This window comes from Pantoea sp. Ft-CA_14, assembly GCF_024520875.1.
Taxonomy (GTDB): Bacteria; Pseudomonadota; Gammaproteobacteria; order Enterobacterales; family Enterobacteriaceae; genus Pantoea; species Pantoea agglomerans.
On sequence record NZ_JALNPM010000013.1, the window covers coordinates 100,483 to 118,042 of the forward strand.

The following is a 17,560-nucleotide window of genomic DNA, read 5'->3' on the forward strand; positions in this document are numbered from 1 at the left end:
TTAAGGCAATGCAGCCAGTCAGACCTGAACAGGCGCTGACTGGCTCTGGGGCGTCACTACGGGCGGTAGACTTTGACGTTTTTAAAGCCCTGCTCATGCAGATAGAGTGCCTGCAGACGGCTCATCACACCACGATCGCAGTAGAGCAACCAGGTCCGGTTCTGATCGAGATCGCCAAACTGCGTACTGAGTTTGTAGAACGGCAGCGATTTCACTTCCGTGGCTTTCAGTGCCAGAGGCTTCTCTTCCTGCTCATCAATAGAGCGGATATCCAGCACCACGTCGTTCTCGCTCAGCAGGGCGACGGTCTCAACTTCAACCACCTCCTCTTCTGTCTGCTCAGCGATGGTACGGATATCGACGTTGGTCGCCTCTTCAATGACCCGATCCAGAATCGTGAAGTCGAAATTCTGCTCTTCAGCCTCGATCTTCTCTTTCACCGCTTTCACGGTCGGGCTTTTTGAGATCACACCGCAATATTCCGGCATGGTGCTGGCGAAATCTTCGGTGCCAATCTCACGGGCAATCCTGATGATGTGCTCTTTGTCATGAGAGATCAGGGGACGCAGAATCAGCGTATCAGAGGCGTTATCAATCAGGCGCAGGTTGGTCAGCGTCTGGCTCGACACCTGACCCACCGCTTCACCGGTAACCAGTGCCTGCACGCCGTAGCGCTCAGCAATCGTCGAAGCGGCACGCACCATCATGCGCTTCAGCACCACACCCATCTGACCGTCATCCACTTTTTCGAGGATCTCCCCCACTACCGGCTCAAAGTTGATCGCCACGAATCGCACGCGGTGTGAACGACCAAAACGATTCCACAGATAGTGCGCAACCTGACGGACGCCAATCTCATGGGCGGCACCGCCAAGATTAAAGAAGCAGTAATGTACGCGACTGCCGCGACGCAGCAGCATATAGCTGGATACGCCGGAGTCAAAGCCACCGGAAATCAGTGACAGCACATCTTCCTGCGTGCCGATCGGGAACCCGCCCAGACCTTCGTAGCGCGCAGTCACCAGCGTCAGACTATTCTCTTCAACTTCAAGATTCACCGTCACGTCCGGGTTTTTAAGCTGTACGCGGGCGCTTTCAATATGCTGATTCAGACCACCGCCAACATAGCGCTCCACATCCTGTGAACTGAAGCTATGCTTACCACGACGCTTAACACGCACGCAGAAGCTCTTCCCTTCAAGGCTGTCGCGATACTGCACTAAAGTCTGTTCAAAGATGTGATGAATATCGGTGTACTCACGATCTTCAACCGCTAAAACGTGATGAATCCCCGGAATGCGCGTCAGCTCATCGGGAATAATGTCCCGCAGCACCGGATTTTTCGAACGCACTTCAATGTGATCCCAGTGACGCACAACGGCGATTTCGTCGCTAACGGTTTTCAGGACGTTGCGGATATTGCTGGCAAGAATCTTGATAAAGCGCAAACGCACCGACGGACTCTTGATGGTGATTTCAGGAAATAACTTGATGATAAACTTCATGGCGGCGACACAGCTTCGTTGGGCAAATAAGTGCTAAAACAGGCAGCACTTAGCTGGTAAAATCACAAAATTGCGGGCTGCAAGGCGCAACCGCATCCGAGGCGCGGGAGTATATCACCTTTGTCAGGTGACTGCTTCTTCATCAGCCGCCGCATTGATTATTTTGCTAATCATAGGGTCTCAGCTACCATGACCGATTGCGAGATAATGTCCCAACCGTGAGTCGACACGAAATATGCCGAAAAAAGCCGAACAGCCAGCCAGCTTTGAAACGTCATTGCAGCAGCTGGAGCAGATTGTCAGCCGTCTGGAAAGTGGTGAACTGCCGCTGGAAGAAGCCCTGAACGAATTTGAGCGCGGCGTGCAGCTGGCGCGGACTGGCCAGCAGACGCTGCAGCAGGCTGAACAGCGGGTCCGTATTCTGCTGAACGATGATAAAGATGCCGACCTCACTGCTTTCACGCCGGAAAACAGCTAATGGATTTCGCCCGATTACTCGACGCGTATCAGCAGCAGGTTAATGCCGCGCTGACGCGTTTTATAGAGCCACTTCCTTTTCAGAGTTCTCCTCTGGTGAATGCCATGCATTATGGGGCATTATTAGGCGGTAAACGCCTGCGTCCTTTTCTGGTCTACGCTACCGGCGAAATGCTCCACGCCGACCCGGCGAGTCTGGATGTCCCCGCCGCCGCGGTTGAATGCATTCATGCGTACTCTCTGATTCATGACGATCTCCCCGCAATGGACGATGATGCACTGCGTCGCGGGCAGCCAACCTGTCACATTAAATATGGCGAAGATACCGCGATTCTGGCGGGCGACGCCCTGCAGACACTGGCCTTTTCAATTCTGGCCGACCAGGCGATGCCCGGTGTCAGCGCTGAATATCGTCTGATGATGCTCTCTGAACTGGCGAAAGCCAGCGGCGTGGCCGGCATGTGTGGCGGACAGGCGCTTGATTTAGCGGCGGAAGGTAAATCTGTGGATCTGGACCAGCTGGAGCAGATCCATCGTCATAAAACCGGCGCGCTGATCCGTTCAGCGGTACGGTTAGGCGCCTTAACGGCGGGCGATGCTGGCCGGGAAGCCCTGCCGCTGCTCGACCGCTATGCAGAGGCCATTGGTCTCGCGTTTCAGGTGCAGGACGACATTCTGGATGTGATCGGTGACACAGCGGTGATCGGAAAACGCCAGGGTGCCGATCAGCATCTGGGAAAAAGCACCTATCCTTCACTGTTAGGCCTTGAAAATGCCCAAGCTAAAGCGCGGGATTTGTATCAGGAAGCACTTGATACGTTAGAAATGCTCGCTGCGCACTCTTATAACACTACAGCACTGCAGGCGCTGGCGAGCTTCATAATTGAACGCGACAAATAACTTCCATAATGAGTCTCTGATGAGTTTTGATATTGCTAAATACCCGACACTGGCGCTGGCAAACACGGTTCAGGAGCTGCGCGCCCTGCCGAAAGAGAAGTTGCCTGCGCTCTGTGATGAACTGCGTCAGTATCTGTTAGACAGTGTAAGCCGCTCCAGCGGCCATTTTGCGTCGGGTCTGGGCGTGGTCGAACTGACGGTTGCGCTGCATTATGTCTATAACACCCCCTTCGACCATCTGGTATGGGATGTGGGTCATCAGGCTTATCCCCATAAAATTCTGACCGGTCGCCGCGATCGCATCGGTACGATTCGTCAGAAAAATGGCGTACACCCGTTTCCATGGCGCGGCGAAAGTGAATATGACGTATTGAGCGTCGGACACTCGTCAACCTCCATCAGTGCCGGTCTCGGCATGGCCGCGGCGGCAGAACGTGAAGGTCAGGGTCGTCGCACCGCCTGTATTATTGGCGATGGCGCCATCACCGCTGGCATGGCGTTTGAAGCGATGAACCATGCCGGTGATATCAAGCCGGACATGCTGGTGATCCTCAACGACAACGAGATGTCGATCTCCGAAAACGTCGGCGCGCTGAATAACCGTCTGGCGCAGATCCTGTCAGGTAAAACCTATGCGCGACTGCGCGAAGGCAGCAAGCGTGTGCTGACCAGCCTGCCACCGATCAAAGAGCTGGTAAGACGCACCGAAGAGCATCTCAAAGGCATGGTCGTGCCAGGTACGCTTTTTGAAGAGCTGGGCTTTAATTATATCGGCCCGGTAGATGGTCACGATGTGCTGACGCTGGTCAATACGCTGAGCAACATGCGCAGCCTGAAAGGGCCGCAGTTCCTGCATATCATGACGAAGAAAGGTAAAGGCTACGCCCCGGCAGAGGAAGATCCGATTGCCTGGCACGCCGTGCCTAAATTTGATCCTGCGATTGGCGAACTGCCAAAAAGTGCGGAAGGTCTGCCAAGCTACTCTAAAATCTTCGGCAACTGGCTGTGCGAAATGGCCGCCGACGATCCGAAACTGATGGCGATTACGCCAGCAATGCGCGAAGGCTCTGGCATGGTGGCCTTCTCACGCGAATTCCCGAAACAATATTTCGATGTGGCGATTGCCGAGCAGCACGCCGTGACCTTCGCTGCCGGTATGGCGATTGGCGGCTATAAACCGATTGTTGCTATCTACTCCACCTTCCTGCAGCGCGCCTACGATCAGCTGATCCATGACGTCGCCATCCAGAAACTGCCGGTCCTGTTTGCTATCGATCGCGGTGGTATTGTTGGCGCGGATGGTCAGACTCACCAGGGCGCGTTTGATCTCGCCTATCTGCGCTGCGTGCCGGATATGGTGATCATGACCCCCAGCGATGAAAATGAGTGTCGGCAGATGCTCTACACCGGCTATCACTATCAGGATGGTCCAAGTGCAGTGCGCTATCCGCGCGGCACCGGTGTCGGTACGCCACTGGCTCCGCTGCAGAGCCTGCCGCTGGGTAAAGCCGTGGTGAAACGTCAGGGTGAAAAGCTGGCGATTCTGAATTTCGGCACCCTGTTGCCGGAAGCAGCCGCCACGGCGGAAGCGCTGAATGCGACTCTGGTCGATATGCGCTTTGTGAAGCCGCTGGATGAGGCGCTGATCGCCGAGCTCGCCGCCACGCACGACTCGCTGATTACGCTGGAAGAAGGCGCCATCAAAGGCGGTGCTGGCAGTGGCGTCAATGAATTTGTCATGGCGAAACGTCTGGCTGTTCCGGTGCTGAACATCGGTCTGCCTGATGAGTTCATCCCGCAGGGGACGCAGGACGAAGTGCGTCATGACTATCTGCTGGACGCGGAGGGCATTCAGCAGCAGATCGCCCGCTGGCTGGCGCAGTAACCTCCCCTCGCTGCGCTCCCCCCTCGGGGAGCGCAACATCCTGCTATGCTAAGACCTTTGCACTTTCGCAGGAGCCTCCACCATGAAAACGATTCAACTGGGTACCACCGATCTGCAGGTGTCGCGTCTCTGTCTTGGCTGCATGACTTATGGCGAACCCACGCGCGGCAACCATGCCTGGACGCTGCCGGAAGCGAGCAGCCGTCCGCTGATCCAGCAGGCGCTGAACGCGGGGATCAACTTTTTCGATACCGCCAACAGCTATTCAGATGGCAGCAGCGAAGAGATCCTGGGCCGGGCGCTGAAAGACTTTGCCCGCCGTGAAGAGATCGTGGTCGCCACCAAAGTCTATTTCCCGCTGACCAATCTGTCACAGGGATTGTCGCGCAAGAATATTCTGCAATCCATTGATGACAGCCTGCAGCGCCTCGGCATGGAGTATGTCGACCTGCTGCAGATTCACCGCTGGGATTATGAGACGCCGCTGGAAGAGACGCTGGAAGCGCTGCATGAAGTCGTGCAGTCTGGCAAAGCACGTTATATCGGTGCCTCCTCGATGCACGCCAGTCAGTTTGCCCAGGCGTTGCAGATGCAGTCGGAACAGGGCTGGCATCGCTTTGTCAGCATGCAGGATCAGTACAACCTGATTCAGCGCGAAGAGGAGCGTGAAATGCATCCTCTCTGCCTGCAAGAGCAGATTGCCGTGCTGCCATGGAGTCCGCTGGCACGCGGTAAGCTGACCCGCCCGTGGGGGCAAAATACCGCACGTTCCGCCTCTGACAAAGTGATGGCGTCGCTCTACGACAATACCGAAGAGAATGATGCTGTGATTGCAGAGCGGCTGGCGCAGGTGGCGGAAGGTAAAGGTGTAACGCGGGCGCAGGTGGCTCTGGCCTGGCTGCTGAGCAAGCCTGCCGTCACGGCACCGATTATTGGTGCGTCGCGTGCTGAGCAGTTTGAGGATCTGGTGAAGGCGGTGGATGTCACGCTGAGTGACGAGGAAGTTGCACTGCTGGAAGAGGTCTATCAGCCGCATCAGCCGGTAGGATTCGAATAAAATCAGAGAAGGAGACGCCCTGCCCGGGCGTCACCTTCTGTCGCGGTGTGATGAGCCCTGGCAGTTAACCTGCCAGCCAGACCCCAAAGCCATACAGTATGGCAGCGGAAATCACGCCAGCAATAATGTCATCCACCATAATGCCCATGCCGCCATGCACATTGCGGTCAAACCAGCGAATCGGCCACGGCTTCCACATATCAAGAATACGGAACAGCACAAAGCCACCCAGAACCCATTGCCAGCTGTTGACCGGAATCGCCATCAGCGTGATCCACATGCCGATAAACTCATCCCAGACAATACTGCCGTGATCGTGTACGCCCATATCTTTAGCGGTGCGATGGCAGAGATAGACGCCAACGCAGATACCGACCAGCACCACCAGCGAATAGAGATCCTGCGGCAGATAGGTCATCAGCCACCAGAACGGAATGGCCGCCAGCGATCCCATGGTGCCAGGCACGACCGGGCTTAATCCGCTGCCGAAACCGGTCGCCAGCAGATGCCAGGGATTGCTCATCCGCAGGCGACTCTTCGCCACGTCGTTATTTAGCATCAAAGTGATCAAACCCTTTATGACGGAATGTGGCGGGCTTGCCATTATCCAGCAGCGTTAAGCCTTCCGACTCCGGTGCCATCTGCCCGATGCAGGTATAGGGCACGCCCAGATGACCCAGCGCCACATCGAGCGCGCCGCGATTGACCTCGGGCACCGTAAAGCAGAGTTCGTAATCTTCTCCGCCACTCAGCGCCCAGCGCAGGACCTGCTCAGGGTCGAAATGGTCGCGCAGCGCAGCCGAAAGGGGCAACGCATCCAGATTAAGCCGTGCGCCACAGCCGCTGGCTTTCAGCACATGGCCGAGATCGGAAATCAGGCCGTCGGAAAGATCTACCGCTGAGGAGGCCAGCGAACGCAGCGCCTGGCCCTGCAGAATGCGCGGCATAGGACGCAGATGACGTTTAATCAGCGCTTCATGCACCGCCGGATCGCTGATGCGGCAGTGATGCTGCAGCAACGCCAGGCCCGCCGCGCTGTCACCCAGCGTACCGGTCACGTAAATCCAGTCACCCGGCTTCGCGCCTGAACGTTTCAGGGCGCGGCCCTGCGGCACCAGACCGTGAATCGCCAGCGTCAGGCTCAGCGGGCCACGGGTGGTGTCGCCACCGACCAGCTGCATGTCGTAATATTCCAGCAGTTCAAACAGGCTTTCGCTGAAGGCAGAGAGCCAGCTCTCATCGACCTGCGGCAGCGTTAAGGCCAGCGTCAGCCATGCGGGATCGGCGCCCATGGCAGCAAGGTCGCTGAGATTCACAGCCAGGGCTTTGTAACCCAGATCGGCAGGATGGATATCCCGTAAGAAGTGCACACCCGCGACCAGGGTATCGGTGCTGATCGCCAGCGTCTGTTTTTCCGGCACGCTAAGTAACGCACAATCGTCACCGATGCCGAGTTCGACATCACGGCGGCTGCGTGTTCTGCGGTTGAAGTAGCGTGCGATGAGTTCAAATTCACCACAAGACATAATTGCGTTCCGCTTAACCCTTCATGAAAAAAGGCCGGCAAGCCGGCCTTTTTGTTTATTTGCGATTGGGTCGAATTTGTGGACCGGCTTTATCAAGCACGCCGTTAACAAATTTATGACTGTCTTCGGCACCGAAGACTTTCGCCAGCTCAATCCCTTCGTTGATGGCCACTTTATAAGGCACATCATTACGTTTGCTCAGCTCATACAGCGAGATGCGCAGGATAGCTTTTTCAACCTGGCCCAGCTCTTCGAGCTGACGCGACAGATAGGGCTTCATCAGTCCATCCAGATACGCACTGTTGGTCGCCACACCGGACAGCAGTTCGCGGAAGTAGGTAATGTCGACGTCTTTGACGTCCTGTTCCGCCAGAAACTGGTATTCCACATCGGCAATGTCGTTATTCGACAACTGCCAGGAGTAAAGCGCCTGAACAGCGCACTCACGGGCGCGACGACGAGCAGCAGGTTTCACAAAATTCCCCTTACAAAAATCAGGCTTTAATGGCTTTCAATACGTTGATCATTTCGAGCGCAGTCAGAGCCGCTTCAGCACCTTTGTTACCCGCTTTGGTGCCGGCACGCTCAATGGCCTGCTCGATGCTTTCAGTGGTCAGCACGCCAAACGCGACAGGAATCTCGCTGTTCATGGCAACGCTGGCGATACCAGAGCTGGCTTCACCCGCCACATATTCGAAGTGCGCAGTGCCACCACGAATAACCGTACCGAGTGCGATAATCGCATCATATTTGCCGGTGTTGGCCAGCGCGCGTGCTGCCAGAGGCAGTTCGTATGCACCAGGCACCCAGACTACGGTGATATTGTCATCTTTGACCTGGCCGATACGTTTCAGGGCATCAACTGCGCCATCCAGCAGGCTGTCATTAATGAAGTTGTTAAAACGCGCGATAACGATGGCAACATTGGCCTCAGGCGTTGCAACAGCAGCTTCGATAACTTTCATACTTATCCTTTCAGGGGTTTGGTTGGCCCCGCGCAGGGGGGCGGATTCTATCATACTCTTGGGCGGCGTGCTCTCGCTTTTCCGACCGTGTTATTGTGGTGTCAGGGTCAGGCGTAAATCGTCACCGACCTGGCGGACATCACTGAAACGGAAGGCAGGTGCGTCAGCCAGCTGGCTCAGTCCCGGCAGCTGACACAGCCCGCGTCCTTCATGACCTAACAGCTTAGGCGCCAGATAAACAATCAGTTCATCGACCAGTCCGGCCTGCAACAGGGCACCGGCCAGCGTTGCGCCCGCTTCAACCCAGACGCTGTTAATCTGTCGCTGTCCCAGCAGCATCATCATCGCCACCAGATCCAGCTGCTGTTCGCGCAGCGGAACAGCAATTTGCGTCACGTCAGCGGGCCAGTTCTGCTGATCGGGCTGATGACGCATCAGCCAGGTTTCGCCAGGCTGCGAAATGAGCCGATGCTGCGGCGTCACGCGATTCTGGCTGTCGATAACCACCCGCACCGGCTGACGCAGTTGCTGCTCATCAAGCAGTGCCTGGCTCTCTGCATTGAGTTCAGACCAGCGTACCGTCAGGGAAGGATCGTCCGCCAGCACCGTGGCGCTGCTGCTGAGAATGGCGGCGCTCTGCGCACGCAGGCGCTGCACATCACGACGGGCAGCCGGCGAGGTTATCCACTGACTTTCGCCGCTGGCCATTGCCGTTCTGCCATCCAGTGAGGCACCCAGCTTGAGCTGGATCCAGGGGAAGCCAGTGCGCATGCGTTTGAGGAAACCGCGATTCAGCGCCTCCGCTTCCGGCATCATCAGACCGTGGCTGACCTCAATGCCCGCCTGATGCAGACGGTGCAGTCCGCGCCCCGCCACCTGCGGATTCGGATCCTGCATGGCGGCCACGACACGGGTAACGCCAGCGGCGATCAGCGCATCACAGCAGGGTGGCGTACGGCCATGATGGCTGCAGGGCTCCAGCGTGACATAGGCGGTTGCGCCACGCGCTTTCTCACCCGCCATGCGCAGGGCGTGGACTTCAGCATGCGGTTCACCGGCGCGCTGATGCCAGCCCTCACCGACCACCTCGCCATCGCGCACAATCACGCAGCCCACATTGGGGTTCGGCATCGTCGTAAAGCGGCCGCGTCGCGCCAGTTCCAGCGCACGCGCCATATAAAGTTCATCCATGGTTTAATCCTGTAACCGGGCGATCTCTTCGCCAAAATCACGAATGTCTTCAAAGCTGCGGTAAACCGAGGCAAAGCGGATGTAGGCGACTTTATCGAGCTTCTTCAGCTCATCCATCACCAGATTGCCAATCAGCTTACTGGGAATCTCACGTTCACCGGTGGCACGCAGCTGGGTTTTAATATGGTTTACGGCGCTTTCAACCGCATCGGCGCTGACCGGACGCTTCTCAAGCGCTTTCATCATCCCGCTGGCCATTTTGTCTTCATTAAAGGGTTCGCGCACGTCATTGCTTTTCACCACGCGTGGCATCACCAGTTCCGCCACCTCGAAGGTGGTAAAACGCTCATGACACATCAGACACTGGCGGCGGCGGCGCACCGAAGAGCCTTCACTAACCAGACGAGAATCAATCACTTTGGTGTCCACAGCGGAGCAGAATGGGCAATGCATGACGTTTCCTGACGCGAGAGAGATGGGCCAGACAGTGTAACGCGAACTGCGAATCAACAAAATCTCTTCCGTGCCTTTCCTGTGCCACCACGCACAGCATAAATGATGTTAAATATCAGCGACGGCAAAAGGGTCTACGCTTATAGAGCCGAAAGACGGCGTATATCCACTAACACACTGGAGGTTGTATGGGTCTGTTTAATTTTGTGAAAGAAGCCGGTGAGAAATTATGGGATGCCGTGAATGGCGGCGATGACCAGAATAAAAAGCTGCAGGATCACATCAACAAGCTCGGTTTACCCGACAGCGACAAAGTGGATGTGAAGGTCAATGGCGATACCGTGACCGTGACGGGCGATGGCCTTTCCCAGGAGCTGAAAGAGAAGATTCTGATCGCAGCCGGTAACGTTGCAGGCATCACCAAAGTGGAAGATAAGGTGACCGTGACAGACAGCGCGACCGAGTCAGAACTTTACACCGTGAAAAAAGGCGACACGCTGAGCGCAATTTCCAAACAGGTTTATGGAAATGCCAACGAATACAACAAGATTTTCGAAGCGAATAAGCCAATGCTCTCTCATCCTGATAAAATCTATCCTGGCCAGGTTTTACGTATTCCAAAATAACGGACAAGGATAACTTATGAGCAGGATGGTTTGGGTTCCGGTGGCGCTCTCTCTGGTGATGCTGAGCGGTTGCAGCAGTAGCGCCAGCAACCCGCAGGTCAGAGAGCTGCATCAGGAAGTGAGTCAGCTTAATCAGCAGATGCAGCACCTGACCACGCAGGCCAGCGCGCTGGAGATTCAGGGGCAGTTAAACAGCCATTCGCAGCAAGGCGCGTGGCTGATCCCGCAGGCGAACACGCCGGTGGCACTGCAAACCCAGCTCGGCACGCTGCGACTGACGCTCTCGCCAGTCACCGCTGAAGCCAGCGGCTCGCGGGCAACCCTGACGGTACGCTCAATGGACGATCGCCCCTTGCCCGCCCTGCACGCTACGGTGAACTGGGGCGAACTTGATCCGGCAACCGGTAAGCCACTGAGTAACGGCAGTCTGAGTCAGACAATAGCGGTGCCTGCCTCGCTGCTGCCCCAGCATTCGGTGAGCATACCGCTGCGACTCAGCGGCCTCACGTCGGATCAATCAGGTTATGTCCGCGTGCATAACGTCACCGGCGACGCACCTGCCCAGACCTCCCCTGCTGCACCCTAATCTGATCACAGGTGCAAAAAAAAACGGGCAGCCACATGGCTGCCCGTTTTTATTTCTCTGCGGCGATTAAGGCAGGATAGAAGGCTGATCGGCGCCCTCTTTCTCGACTTTCTGCACCAGCATATGTTCACGCTTCATGCCCAGCTTCAGCGCCAGCGCCGAAGAGACATAAATCGATGAAATCGTACCAATCGTCACACCAATCAGCATGGTCAGTGAGAAGCCTTTCAGCAGCGCACCACCAAACACGAAGAGGATGAGGATCATCGCCAGCGTGGTCAGCGAGGTAATCAGCGTACGGCTTAACGTCTGGGTCAGTGACACGTTAGTAATATCGTAAGAGCTGCCGCGACGGATCTTGCGGAAGTTTTCACGAATACGGTCCGACACCACGATTTTATCGTTAAGCGAGTAGCCAATCACCGACATCAGTGAGGCAACAATCGTCAGGTCGATTTCAATGCGGAACAGCGCCAGCAGGCCGCAGGTGATGATCACGTCATGCGCCAGCGCCAGCACGGTACCCAGTGCCAGACGCCACTCAAAGCGAAAACCGATGTAGATCAGAATCGCAATCAGCGCGGACAACAGCGCCATCGCACCCGCCTGCGCCAGGTCGCTGCCCACACTCGGACCCACGAACTCAATGCGCTTAACGGTAGCATTCTGCTGGGTGGTCTGGTTAATCACCGACACCACTTTATTGCCTAACTCGGTGCCCGCCGGGCCGGTAACCGGTGCCATACGCACCATGACGTCACGGCTGCTGCCAAAGTTCTGCACCAGCGGCTCGTCAAAGCCCGCTTTTACCAGATCACCACGCAGGACTTCAAGATCGGCCGGTTTTTCCAGCGCGATCTCAATCACCGTACCACCGGTGAAATCGAGGCCCCAGTTAAAACCACGCACACCCACGATAGCAATCGCGGCGAGAATCAGCAGTCCCGAAATGATGAAGGCCAGCTTATCCCAGCGCATAAAGTCGACGACTTTACGCCCGTGGTTCAACTGCTCAATGTTATATTCCTGTGCCACAACGCACTCCTCAGATAGACAGCTTGTTGATGCGTTTGCCACCGTAAACCAGGTTAACAATGGCACGGGTACCGACAATCGCGGTGAACATTGAGGTTGCGATACCAATTGCGGTGGTAATAGCAAAGCCTTTGATCGAACCGGTGCCGACTGCATAAAGAATGATAACTTTGATCAGGGTGGTCACGTTTGCATCGACAATACTGGAGAAGGCGCCTTTATAGCCCTCATGAATTGCCTGCTGAACCGAGCGCCCGTTACGCAGCTCTTCTTTAATACGTTCGTTAATCAGCACGTTGGCATCAACCGCCACCGCCAGCGTTAACACGATACCGGCAATACCCGGCATGGTCAGGGTCGCACCCGGCAACAGCGACATAATGCCGACAATCAGCACCAGGTTAACCAGCAGCGCGCTGGTAGCAATCAGACCAAACTTCTTGTAGAACACCACCATAAACAGGATCGACGCAAGCAGACCCCACAGGCAGGCTTCCAGACCCTGAGTAATGTTCTGCTGACCCATGGTCGGCCCGATAGTACGCTCTTCCACAATCTGGATGGGCGCAATCAACGCACCGGCACGCAGCAGCAGCGAGAGCTGACGCGCTTCGTTCGGGTTGTTGATACCGGTGATGCGGAAGCTGTTCCCCAGACGAGACTGGATGTTGGCGACGTTAATCACCTCTTCCTGTTTCACCAGAATTGAACGGCCATTGGCATCTTTCTTACCGCTGTCTTTGTACTCCACAAACAGGGTCGCCATCGGCTTGCCGATGTTGTCCTTGGTGAAGTTCGACATGATGTTACCGCCTGCGCCATCCAGTGAAATGTTCACCTGTGGCTGGTTGTACTCATCCATGCTGGAAGTCGAGTCGGTGATATGGTCACCGGTCAGGATCACCCGCTTGTAGAGCACCACCGGCTGGCCATCACGCATGTCTTTAACTTCAGAGTCACCCGGTACACGACCACTGGCCGCTACGGTTGGATCCACGCTGGTGTTTACCAGACGGAATTCCAGCGTCGCCGTTGCACCCAGAATCTCTTTAGCGCGTGCCGTATCCTGAATACCCGGCAGCTCAACTACGATGCGATCGGAACCCTGACGCTGTACCAGCGGTTCGGCCACGCCCAGCTGGTTCACACGGTTACGCAGAATAGTAATGTTCTGCTGAACCGCATATTCACGCGCTTCGCTGAGACGAGCATCGCTCATGGTGGCACGCAGGGCATCGCTGCCGCTGCTGTTGATCACCAGATCCTGATGACGCGAGGTCAGCCAGGAGATCGCCGCATCGCGGCTGGCTGCGTCACGGAAACGAATTTCCACGCCGTAGTTCGCGATTTTGTTGACGGTGGTGTAAGGGATACTTTTGGTGCGCAGGTCGCTACGCAGCGAGTCAGCATTCTGCTCCTGCAGTTTGCCGAGCGCGGTGTCCATGTCCACTTCCATCAGGAAGTGCACACCACCACGCAGATCGAGACCGAGTTTCATCGGTTCTGCTGACAGCATCGACAGCCAGCGAGGCGTGGCTGGCGCGAGGTTCAGCGCAACAACGTAGTTTTCACCCAGCGCTTTCATGATCGCTTCACGGGCGCGTAACTGCACATCCGTATTATTGAAGCGCGCGGTAATCGCACCATTTTCCAGCGCAACAGATTTGCTCTGGATATTGTCTTGTTTTAATGCGGACTGAATTTGATCCAACGTCTGCTCACTGGCGGCGCTTCCGCGCGCACCAGTGATTTGAACGGCCGGATCCTCACCATACAGGTTGGGAAGCGCATAGAGCAGGCCGACGAGAATCACGACGACCAGCATCACGTACTTCCACAAAGGATAACGATTTAACACGGCAGTTCCCTTAGGGAAGAAAGAATTACAGCGCCTTGATAGTGCCTTTAGGCAGCACGGCGGCGACGAAATCACGTTTAATGACGACTTCATTGGTGTCATTCAGCGCGATAGCTACGTAGCCCGTGTCAGAGACTTTTGTTACGCGGCCTACAAGGCCACCGCTGGTCAGCACTTCATCACCCTTAGAGATAGAATCCATCAGCTTCTTGTGCTCTTTCGCACGTTTCTGCTGCGGACGCAGGATCATGAAATAGAAAATCAGACCAAACACCACCAGCATGATCACCAGAGAATACGGACTTCCCTGAGACGGTGCGCCTGCTGCGGCCACGGCGTCAGAAATGAAAAAGCTCATTAAATTTCCCTCATTGATGAATTATCAGACGTTAAAGGCGGAACTTCTTTGCCCGTCCGTTGGTAGAACTCGTTTACAAAGCGCTCTAATTTACCCTCTTCGATGGCCTGGCGTAAACCTGCCATCAGGCGCTGGTAATAGCGCAAATTGTGGATAGTGTTCAGACGCGCGCCCAGTATTTCGTTACAACGGTCGAGATGATACAAGTAGGCGCGGCTATAATTGCGACAGGTGTAACAATCACACTCCGCATCCAGTGGCGCAGTGTCATCTTTGTATCTGGCGTTGCGGATTTTCACCACACCCTCGGTCACAAACAGATGACCATTTCGGGCATTACGGGTCGGCATCACGCAGTCAAACATATCGACGCCGCGACGGACGCCCTCAACCAGATCTTCTGGCTTGCCGACACCCATCAGATAACGCGGTTTATCCTGCGGAAGCTGCGGACAGACGTGCTCAAGAATACGGTGCATGTCCTGCTTAGGCTCACCCACCGCCAGGCCGCCCACAGCGTACCCATCAAAGCCAATCTCTACCAGACCTTTCACCGAGACATCTCGTAAATCTTCGTAAACCGAGCCCTGAATAATGCCAAATAGCGCATTTTTATTGCCCAGGCTGTCAAAACGGTCACGACTGCGTTGCGCCCAGCGCAGCGACATCTCCATCGAGCGTTTGGCGTAGTCCCAGTCCGCCGGATAGGGCGTACATTCATCGAAAATCATCACGATGTCGGAACCGAGGTCATACTGAATCTCCATCGATTTTTCCGGATCGAGGAAGATCGGGTCGCCGTTGATCGGGTTACGGAAATGCACGCCCGCTTCGGTGATTTTACGGATGTCGCCCAGGCTGAAGACCTGGAAGCCGCCGGAGTCGGTCAGGATCGGCCCTTTCCACTGCATAAAGTCATGCAGATCGCCATGCAGTTTCATGATCTCCTGACCCGGACGCAGCCAGAGGTGGAAGGTATTGCCCAGAATGATCTGCGCGCCGGTCTCCTGCACTTCTTCCGGCGTCATGCCTTTAACGGTGCCATAGGTGCCAACAGGCATAAACGCAGGGGTTTCCACCACACCGCGATCAAAAATCAGACGGCCACGGCGTGCGCGCCCATCTGTGGTATCAAGTTCAAATTTCACAAAGCCTCCATCGGAGAAACAGTCCGATGCAGATAACCTTCAGTCGCTCTCAGTCGATTCCGGCTATCGGTTAATAAATCAGTCGCCCACTTTTTCCAGCGGCGCCTGCGGATTTTTGCTGATAAACATCGCGTCGCCATAACTGAAGAAACGATATTGCTCAGCCACGGCTGCGCGGTACGCGGCCATGGTGTGCTGATAACCGGCAAACGCCGAGACCAGCATAATCAGAGTCGATTCGGGCAGATGGAAGTTGGTGATCAGCGCATCGATCACCTGATACTCATAGCCCGGATAGATAAAAATCTGGGTATCGTCGAAGAACGGCGCAATCAGGGCATCCTGACTCGCTTTGGCGGCGCTCTCCAGCGAACGGACAGAGGTAGTGCCGACAGCGACCACCTTATTGCCGCGTGCTTTACAGGCCAGCACCGCATCAACAACCTCCTGCGGCACTTCGGCATATTCAGCATGCATGTGATGCTCTTCGATGTTGTCGACGCGCACCGGCTGGAAGGTTCCTGCACCGACATGCAGCGTCACAAACGCCATCTCAATGCCCTTCTCTTTCAGCGCCTGCAGCAGCGGTTCATCAAAATGCAGACCGGCGGTCGGTGCCGCAACGGCACCCGGACGGGCGCTGTAAACCGTCTGATAGAGCTCGCGATCCGCCTCTTCATCCGGACGGTCGATATAAGGCGGCAGAGGCATATGGCCGACGCTGTTGAGGATGTCGAGCACCGCGCGCTCATCATCAAACACAATCTCAAACAGCGCATCGTGACGCGCCACCATCGTCGCTTTCACGCTCTCGTCTTCGCCCAGCAGCAGTTCTGCTCCCGGCTTCGGCGCTTTCGAGGCGCGCACATGGGCCAGCACACGCTTGTCGTCAAGCATCCGCTCCACCAGCATCTCGATTTTGCCGCCACTGGCTTTGCGGCCAAAGACGCGCGCCGGAATCACACGGGTGTTGTTGAACACCAGCAGATCGCCCGGATTCAGCTTATCCAGCACGTCGGTGAACACACCGTGCGACAGCGTCCCGCTGGGACCCTCGAGCGACAGCAGACGACAGCCGCTGCGCTGCGCCTGGGGATAGTGAGCAATCAGGGATTCGGGCAGTTCAAAAGCAAAATCGGCGACACGCATGAAAGAGTTCTTTCTCAGGCAAAAACAGGCGGCACAGTTTAGCGGAAAATCGACCAATTCTGAACAACTGGCTGCGCAAAGGCAGTTCAGCCTATAATGCGGCATGAACTTTCTTGCTCATCTCCATCTGGCTAAGCTGGCCGACAGCTCCTTACTCGGCAATTTAATGGCCGATTTTGTGCGTGGCAACCCGCACCAGCACTGGTCTGCGCCCGTCGCGGACGGCATTCTGATGCACCGTCGTCTCGATGTGATGACCGATGCGCTGCCGGAAGTGCGCAGCGCCCGTCAGCTATTCCGTGCCGAAACCTATCGCGTGGCACCCATTACGCTGGACGTCATCTGGGACCATTTTCTGGCCCGGCACTGGCAGCACTTCACGACCGGCCAGACGCTGGTGCACTTTTCTGCCGCCGCCGAGCGCGAGATCATGCCGCAACTGGCAGACACCCCCATCGAGTTTCAGGAACTCAACGCGGTGATGTGGCGCGAGCGCTGGTTTGAGCATTATGCCCAGCCCGCGCGGCTGGAGCGGGTGCTGCACGGCATGGCCAGCCGCCGTCCACGCCTGGCGGCCCTGCGCGACTCTTACCACGATTTCACGCAACACTATGATCAGCTGGAAGCGCTGTTTTTTGTTTTTTATCCGCGTTTAATGGCGCTGGCGACCAGCAGAACCCTGTAAAACCCGATCCTCTGCTGCCGGGCTGGCGGACGCCAGCTTTCGTCCGCCGGGAAAGCGCCTCACCCGACCCCCGCATCATCTTGCCATTGCTGCCTATCTGCGGCTTAATGAAGCCTTTCTTAACAATAGTTAAGTAACTATCACAGCCAGACCGCC

The 17,560-nt window shown here is 56.1% G+C and carries 19 protein-coding genes; 7 read left to right on the plus strand and 12 right to left on the minus strand.

What is annotated here, in order from left to right:
* Positions 1–56: 56 nt before the first annotated feature.
* Positions 57–1,505, minus strand: a complete 1,449-nt coding sequence (thiI, locus tag NR195_RS18175) for a tRNA uracil 4-sulfurtransferase ThiI (RefSeq protein WP_256844793.1) — start codon at positions 1,503–1,505, stop codon at positions 57–59.
* Positions 1,506–1,740: 235 nt separating this feature from the next.
* On the opposite strand from thiI, the gene xseB reads away from it, so the two are divergent.
* The 4 genes from xseB to NR195_RS18195 all read left to right on the plus strand — a co-directional run bounded on the left by xseB (position 1,741) and on the right by NR195_RS18195 (position 5,824).
* The gene (xseB, locus tag NR195_RS18180; RefSeq protein WP_010255382.1) at positions 1,741–1,983 is read left to right on the plus strand and encodes an exodeoxyribonuclease VII small subunit; all 243 of its coding nucleotides are present in this window, start codon (positions 1,741–1,743) and stop codon (positions 1,981–1,983) included.
* Positions 1,983–2,882: a (2E,6E)-farnesyl diphosphate synthase gene (gene ispA, locus NR195_RS18185; protein ID WP_187501273.1), complete on the plus strand. Its 900-nt coding sequence runs from the start codon at positions 1,983–1,985 to the stop codon at positions 2,880–2,882. Before xseB ends, ispA begins: the two co-directional genes overlap by 1 nt.
* A 19-nt stretch (positions 2,883–2,901) precedes the next feature.
* On the plus strand, positions 2,902–4,767 hold the full coding sequence (gene dxs / locus NR195_RS18190) for a 1-deoxy-D-xylulose-5-phosphate synthase (protein WP_010671199.1): 1,866 nt from the start codon (positions 2,902–2,904) through the stop codon (positions 4,765–4,767).
* 82 nt (positions 4,768–4,849) lie between these two features.
* Complete coding sequence (locus NR195_RS18195; RefSeq protein ID WP_256844794.1) at positions 4,850–5,824, plus strand: aldo/keto reductase; 975 nt, start codon at positions 4,850–4,852, stop codon at positions 5,822–5,824.
* A 64-nt stretch (positions 5,825–5,888) separates the two neighbouring features.
* Here NR195_RS18195 and pgpA read toward each other — a convergent pair whose 3' ends face one another.
* From pgpA to nrdR, 6 genes are all read right to left on the minus strand, one after another.
* On the minus strand, positions 5,889–6,383 hold the full coding sequence (gene pgpA, locus NR195_RS18200; protein WP_256844795.1) for a phosphatidylglycerophosphatase A: 495 nt from the start codon (positions 6,381–6,383) through the stop codon (positions 5,889–5,891).
* Positions 6,373–7,350 (minus strand): thiamine-phosphate kinase, encoded by a 978-nt coding sequence (gene thiL, locus NR195_RS18205; protein ID WP_010255374.1) that lies wholly within the window; start codon positions 7,348–7,350, stop codon positions 6,373–6,375. Before thiL ends, pgpA begins: the two co-directional genes overlap by 11 nt.
* Before the next feature lie 55 nt (positions 7,351–7,405).
* The gene (gene nusB / locus NR195_RS18210; RefSeq protein WP_010255372.1) at positions 7,406–7,825 is read right to left on the minus strand and encodes a transcription antitermination factor NusB; all 420 of its coding nucleotides are present in this window, start codon (positions 7,823–7,825) and stop codon (positions 7,406–7,408) included.
* Between the two features lie 19 nt (positions 7,826–7,844).
* Positions 7,845–8,315: a 6,7-dimethyl-8-ribityllumazine synthase gene (ribE, locus tag NR195_RS18215; RefSeq protein WP_010255369.1), complete on the minus strand. Its 471-nt coding sequence runs from the start codon at positions 8,313–8,315 to the stop codon at positions 7,845–7,847.
* Positions 8,316–8,405: 90 nt separating this feature from the next.
* Positions 8,406–9,506, minus strand: a complete 1,101-nt coding sequence (gene ribD / locus NR195_RS18220; protein ID WP_256844796.1) for a bifunctional diaminohydroxyphosphoribosylaminopyrimidine deaminase/5-amino-6-(5-phosphoribosylamino)uracil reductase RibD — start codon at positions 9,504–9,506, stop codon at positions 8,406–8,408.
* Between the two features lie 3 nt (positions 9,507–9,509).
* Positions 9,510–9,959 carry a transcriptional regulator NrdR gene (gene nrdR, locus NR195_RS18225; RefSeq protein ID WP_009091750.1) on the minus strand — a complete coding sequence of 150 codons (450 nt, stop codon included), beginning with the start codon at positions 9,957–9,959 and terminating at the stop codon, positions 9,510–9,512.
* A 188-nt stretch (positions 9,960–10,147) separates the two neighbouring features.
* On the opposite strand from nrdR, the gene lysM reads away from it, so the two are divergent.
* The gene (lysM, locus tag NR195_RS18230; RefSeq protein WP_010255362.1) at positions 10,148–10,585 is read left to right on the plus strand and encodes a peptidoglycan-binding protein LysM; all 438 of its coding nucleotides are present in this window, start codon (positions 10,148–10,150) and stop codon (positions 10,583–10,585) included.
* A gap of 16 nt (positions 10,586–10,601) precedes the next feature.
* Positions 10,602–11,171, plus strand: coding sequence for a DUF3251 domain-containing protein (locus NR195_RS18235; protein ID WP_182504457.1), 570 nt, complete (start codon positions 10,602–10,604; stop codon positions 11,169–11,171).
* A gap of 66 nt (positions 11,172–11,237) precedes the next feature.
* Here the strand turns inward: NR195_RS18235 and secF are convergent, their stop codons facing one another.
* The 5 genes from secF to queA form a co-directional block, all read right to left on the minus strand.
* Complete coding sequence (secF, locus tag NR195_RS18240) at positions 11,238–12,206, minus strand: protein translocase subunit SecF (protein ID WP_010255357.1); 969 nt, start codon at positions 12,204–12,206, stop codon at positions 11,238–11,240.
* A gap of 10 nt (positions 12,207–12,216) precedes the next feature.
* Entirely contained in the window at positions 12,217–14,064 is a 1,848-nt protein-coding gene (secD, locus tag NR195_RS18245) for a protein translocase subunit SecD (protein ID WP_010255355.1), read from the minus strand.
* Positions 14,065–14,089: 25 nt separating this feature from the next.
* Positions 14,090–14,422, minus strand: coding sequence for a preprotein translocase subunit YajC (gene yajC, locus NR195_RS18250; protein WP_010255353.1), 333 nt, complete (start codon positions 14,420–14,422; stop codon positions 14,090–14,092).
* Positions 14,422–15,570 carry a tRNA guanosine(34) transglycosylase Tgt gene (gene tgt, locus NR195_RS18255; protein WP_010255351.1) on the minus strand — a complete coding sequence of 383 codons (1,149 nt, stop codon included), beginning with the start codon at positions 15,568–15,570 and terminating at the stop codon, positions 14,422–14,424. Before tgt ends, yajC begins: the two co-directional genes overlap by 1 nt.
* A 78-nt stretch (positions 15,571–15,648) precedes the next feature.
* Entirely contained in the window at positions 15,649–16,719 is a 1,071-nt protein-coding gene (gene queA / locus NR195_RS18260) for a tRNA preQ1(34) S-adenosylmethionine ribosyltransferase-isomerase QueA (RefSeq protein ID WP_033779668.1), read from the minus strand.
* Between the two features lie 103 nt (positions 16,720–16,822).
* Between queA and NR195_RS18265 the strand changes: the two genes are divergently transcribed.
* Positions 16,823–17,404, plus strand: a complete 582-nt coding sequence (locus tag NR195_RS18265) for an ACP phosphodiesterase (protein ID WP_033779669.1) — start codon at positions 16,823–16,825, stop codon at positions 17,402–17,404.
* The last annotated feature ends 156 nt before the right edge of the window (positions 17,405–17,560 follow it).